Genomic DNA, 4,324 nt, shown 5'->3' on the forward strand with positions numbered 1-4,324 from the left:
GCGGCAATCGCCATCGACGGCCTCGCCTCGCAGTCGGCCTTGGGCACGGCCCTGGCGGCGGCAGGCTTCGAGGTGAAACTGGTGGAGCACGACGCCGCCGGAGCAGACGTGGTCTTCGCCTCCGCGGTGCGCCTGCGCACGCTCGATGTGGGCACGGGGCCACGGCCAAAGATCGTCTGCCTCGGGTCGATCGGCGATTCCGACGGGGAAGCCGCAATCGCAGCGGATCGCGCCGACGACCTGATGATCCTGCCATTGCGCCAGCAGGACATGGCCGACATCGTCACACGCATTCACGAGAACCGGCTGCGCGGCCTGAGCGTTCTCGACCGCCGGCCACAGGAACGCAGCCAGCAGGCAAGTTTCCCGGGCCGCCATGTCCTTGTGGCCGACGACAACGCCGTGAACCGCGAGGTCATCATCGAGGTGCTGCGCAAGCTTGGCGTCGCGGTCGAGGTCGCCGTGAACGGGCGCGAGGCGGTCGATCTCTGGAAGGCCCGCAAGCCCGACCTCATCTTCATGGACTGCAGCATGCCGGAGATGGATGGCTACAGCGCCACCCGCGAGATCCGCGCGCATGAGGTTCTCGCCATCGCAGGCGGCCGCACGCCCATCGTGGCGCTCACCGCGCATGTGGCGGGCAGCGGTACCGAGACCTGGCGCGGCGCCGGCATGGATGCCTACATGACCAAGCCTTTCACCCTTGCCCAGATCGTCTCATGCCTTGAAACCCAGCTTGCGGGGCGGCCCTTCGCCGAGGCCACGCGCATCGCCGAGACTCCTGCGGATGACGTGCTCGACCGAAGCGTTCTGGCCGACCTTCGCAACATCGGCGGCAGCACCGCTCTGTTCTACCGGGTGCTTGATCTCTTCGCGGGCCGCGTCCCGCAAGCCGTCGAGCAGGTGACGGCGCTCTCCGCCACGCCCGACCTCATCGCCTTGGCGGATGCCACGCATGCCCTGAAATCGATGTGCGCAAACATCGGCGCCATGCGGGCCGTCGCGGCCTGTCATGATCTGGAGCGCGCCGCCCGCACCGGCGCGGCGTTCGACGCTGGTGCCATGGTGGGCAGCATCGTTCGCGAAATGCATCACGTGATGTCGGAAGTGGAAAAACTCCGCGCCGGCTGACCTCAGTCGAGCGGCACGACCTTTACCTTGGCGACACCCGACGAGATGAGGCCCACGACCTTCGCCGCGCCGAGGCTCAGGTCGATGACGCGGCCATGCGCAAACGGGCCACGATCGTTGATGCGGACGATGACCGAGCGCCCGTTCTTCAGGTTCGTCACCAGCACGCGCGTGCCAAAGGGAAGCGTCCGGTGGGCAGCAGTATAGCCATGCGGGTTGAAGCGTTCGCCGTTGGCGGTACGTTTTCCGCTCTTGTAGTACGACGCAACACCGGTCTGGGCCGCATCAGCAGAGGAAAACACTCCCATTGCCATCGCGGCGACACAAGCGGCAACCGCCAAACGCACCATTTTCATATCGGAACATACCCTGCGGTTTTTATTGCAGGGCACCATAGGGTCATTTGCGGCGGGAATGAGGCAATGCATTACGCGACGGCAGTCATCCCGTCGAGCGCGATCTGCGGAGGTTTCCCGGCAACGAGGTCAGCCGTGACCCGCGCCGCGCCGTGGCTCATCGTCCAGCCCATGTGGCCCTGGCCAGTATTGAACCACAGGTTCTTCAGCTTGGAAGGCCCGAGAATGGGCGTTCCTTCAGGCGTCATCGGCCGAAGCCCCGCCCAATAGCTCGCCGCATTCCAGTCCGCGCCATCGGGGAACAGCGCCTTCATGGTGGAGAGCATGGTGGCGAAATCCTTTGGCTCGTGGTCACGGCCATAGCCTGAGAATTCGGCCGTCGCGGTGACGCGAATGCGGTCGCCATAAGGCGCGTAGGCGACCAGCGTTTCCTCGTCCACGCCGCCGATCGTCGGCGGGTTGTTGCGGCCCGCCATGGGCGCCGTGATCGCATAGCCCTTCACCGGATAGATCGGCAGGTCGTGTCCGATCTGCTTCGCGAGGTGAGGCGAGTAGACGCCAAGGCAGAGCACGACGGCATCTGCGGCCTCACGGCCCTTGTCGGTCATGACGGCACTCACGCAGTCGCCTTCCGTCTCGAAGCCTGTGATAGTGGTACCGAACTTGAAGGTGACGCCCTGGCCCTTCAGCCAGTCTCCCATGTTGCGCGCGAACATGCGGCAATCGCCGCTCTCGTCATCCGGCGCATAAAGCGCTCCTGCGAATTTTTCCTTCACGGGCGCAAGTGCCGGGTCGCGCGCAGCCACGCCATCGCGGTCCAGCGTTTCGATGCGGCAGCCATTGTCGGAGAGGATGCGCGACTTGGCGGAGGCCGCCTTCAGCGCCGCCTCCGAACGGTAGAGATAGAGAAGCCCGCCGGTGCGCCCGTCGAAGGCTACGCCGGTGCGTTTCACCGTCTCATGGAACACATCCATCGAATAGTTGCAGAGCTTCACCTTGCGCGTGGTGTTCAGCGCCGCGCGCTCCGGCGTGCACTGCCCCCAGAAGCGCCACATCCATGTCCAGAACTTGAGGTCGGTCGAGAACTTGAAGCGCAGCGCCTGGTCGCCTTTCCACAGCGACCGGAGAAGGATCTTCGGCGCAGCAGGCGACGACCATGCATAGGCATGGCCTGGCGCGAAGAGGCCCGCATTCGAGTAGCTGGTGAAAGACGCGGGCTCCGCCTCGCGGTCGATCACCGTCACCTCGTGCCCGTCACGGTTCAACTCATAGGCCGTGGTAATCCCGACGATGCCGGCGCCCAGCACAAGTACCTTCATGTCACGGCCCTTTTTGATCTTGTTCGATTCCGATGCTAGCAAGGGCGCATCATGGCTTCCACCACACATCCGCATGCCTTCCATTTCGACCGCGCAGTTGACAGCTACTGGGAGGCTTCCGCCGACCCGCTGGGGCTCGACACGCCAGCCCTTGCCAGCGACGAGGCTTGCGACGTCGCCATCATCGGTGCTGGTTTCACGGGACTTTCTGCCGCCCTTGAACTGGCAGGCCAGGGCCTCGACGTCCGCGTGCTGGAGGCGGGCCATGTCGGCTGGGGCGCATCGGGCCGCAACGGCGGCTTCGCCTGCATCGGGTCGCACAAGCTCTCCTATGGCAAGATGATCAGGACCTACGGTCTCGACGCGACACGCGCCTACTATCGCGCCATGGCGGAATCGGTCGATCTCGTGCGAGACCTGACCATACGCCACGGCATCGATGCCTGGGCCGGCAGCGACGGCGAGGTGACACTCGCCCATCTGCCCAGCCGTGCGGCGGAGTTGCAGGATGACCAGGCCTTCATGAAATCGACCTTCGGCGAGGACACCGAACTCCTCGCCGTCGAAGACCTGAAGGAACGCGGCATCTGGGGACCGCAGTTCTTCGGCGGGCTGAAGGCCCACACCGGCTTCGGCATCCATCCGCTGAACTATGCGCGAGGTCTTGCGCAGGCTGCCGCAAAGGCGGGCGCCCGCATTCACGGCCGGTCGCAGGTCACCCGCTGGGAGGAGCGGCCGGACGGCCATCTCCTCACCACGGCCGGAGGAACGTTGCAAGCAAAGCACGTGATCGTCGCCACCAATGGCTACACGCCCGAGGATGTCTCAACCCGCCACGCGGGCCGTATCATGCCGGCCCTTTCCAGCATCATCGTCACGCGCCCGCTGAGCGAAGACGAACGCCGCGCGCAAGGCTGGACATCGAGCCTCATGGCCTTCGACTCACGAAAGCTTCTTCATTACTTCCGGCTTCTGCCCAATGGCCGCTTCCTGTTCGGCGGGCGCGGCGGAACCGACGCCTCGGACAAGGGCGGCGCGGCCTACAGGCCGCTCCTGGCCGGTGCCTTCAACCAGCTCTTTCCGGAATGGCGAAACGTGGAGATCACGCATTACTGGCGCGGCTTCGTCTGCCTCGCCTACGATCTCGTGCCCTATGTCGGCACGCTAGATGAAAGAGAGACAGTGTGGACCGCCATCGCCTATCACGGCAACGGCGTCGCCATGGGCACATGGTGCGGCCGCGCGGTAGCCCGCATGCTGACAAAAAGGGCGGCGCGCGAGGAGGTTCCGAACGTCCTCACGCGCCGCCTTGCAAGATTTCCGCTGCCAGCCTTCCGCCCGCTTTATCTGAAAGGGGCTTATGTCTGGTACGGCTGGCAGGATTCCCGCTGATTACTTGGCGGAGGCTTTCTTCGCGGCCTGGCGGGCTGCCTTTTTCGCAGCGCGTTCGGCGTCCGGCTTCTTGCCGGCAGCCTGGCGGGCCGCCTTCTTCGCAGCGCGGTCTTCAGCGCTCAGCTT

The 4,324-nt window shown here is 65.0% G+C and carries 4 protein-coding genes; 2 read left to right on the forward strand and 2 right to left on the reverse strand.

Going from position 1 to position 4,324, the window contains the following annotated elements; translation table 11 throughout:
* The coding region (locus ACEW8Q_RS21790; RefSeq protein WP_373506176.1) for a response regulator at positions 1 to 1,131 on the forward strand (1,131 nt) is incomplete at its 5' end.
* 2 nt (positions 1,132 to 1,133) lie between these two features.
* On the opposite strand, the gene ACEW8Q_RS21795 is transcribed toward ACEW8Q_RS21790, so the two are convergent.
* Together ACEW8Q_RS21795 and ACEW8Q_RS21800 are read right to left on the reverse strand one after the other, a co-directional pair.
* On the reverse strand, positions 1,134 to 1,487 hold the full coding sequence (locus ACEW8Q_RS21795; RefSeq protein ID WP_373506177.1) for a septal ring lytic transglycosylase RlpA family protein: 354 nt from the start codon (positions 1,485 to 1,487) through the stop codon (positions 1,134 to 1,136).
* 71 nt (positions 1,488 to 1,558) lie between these two features.
* Entirely contained in the window at positions 1,559 to 2,806 is a 1,248-nt protein-coding gene (locus ACEW8Q_RS21800; RefSeq protein WP_373506178.1) for a D-amino acid dehydrogenase, read from the reverse strand.
* 51 nt (positions 2,807 to 2,857) lie between these two features.
* Between ACEW8Q_RS21800 and ACEW8Q_RS21805 the strand changes: the two genes are divergently transcribed.
* Positions 2,858 to 4,198: an NAD(P)/FAD-dependent oxidoreductase gene (locus ACEW8Q_RS21805; RefSeq protein ID WP_373506179.1), complete on the forward strand. Its 1,341-nt coding sequence runs from the start codon at positions 2,858 to 2,860 to the stop codon at positions 4,196 to 4,198.
* Positions 4,199 to 4,324: the final 126 nt, after the last annotated feature.

This window comes from Aestuariivirga sp. (assembly GCF_041738905.1).
Lineage (GTDB): Bacteria > Pseudomonadota > Alphaproteobacteria > Rhizobiales > Aestuariivirgaceae > Aestuariivirga.

What these genes read in the sequence shown, in the direction of transcription:
- ACEW8Q_RS21795 (WP_373506177.1), bottom strand. Translation starts at nt 1,487, where the DNA reads ATGAAAATGGTGCGTTTGGCGGTTGCCGCTTGTGTCGCCGCGATGGCA.
- ACEW8Q_RS21800 (WP_373506178.1), bottom strand. Translation starts at nt 2,806, where the DNA reads ATGAAGGTACTTGTGCTGGGCGCCGGCATCGTCGGGATTACCACGGCC.
- ACEW8Q_RS21805 (WP_373506179.1), top strand. Translation starts at nt 2,858, where the DNA reads ATGGCTTCCACCACACATCCGCATGCCTTCCATTTCGACCGCGCAGTT.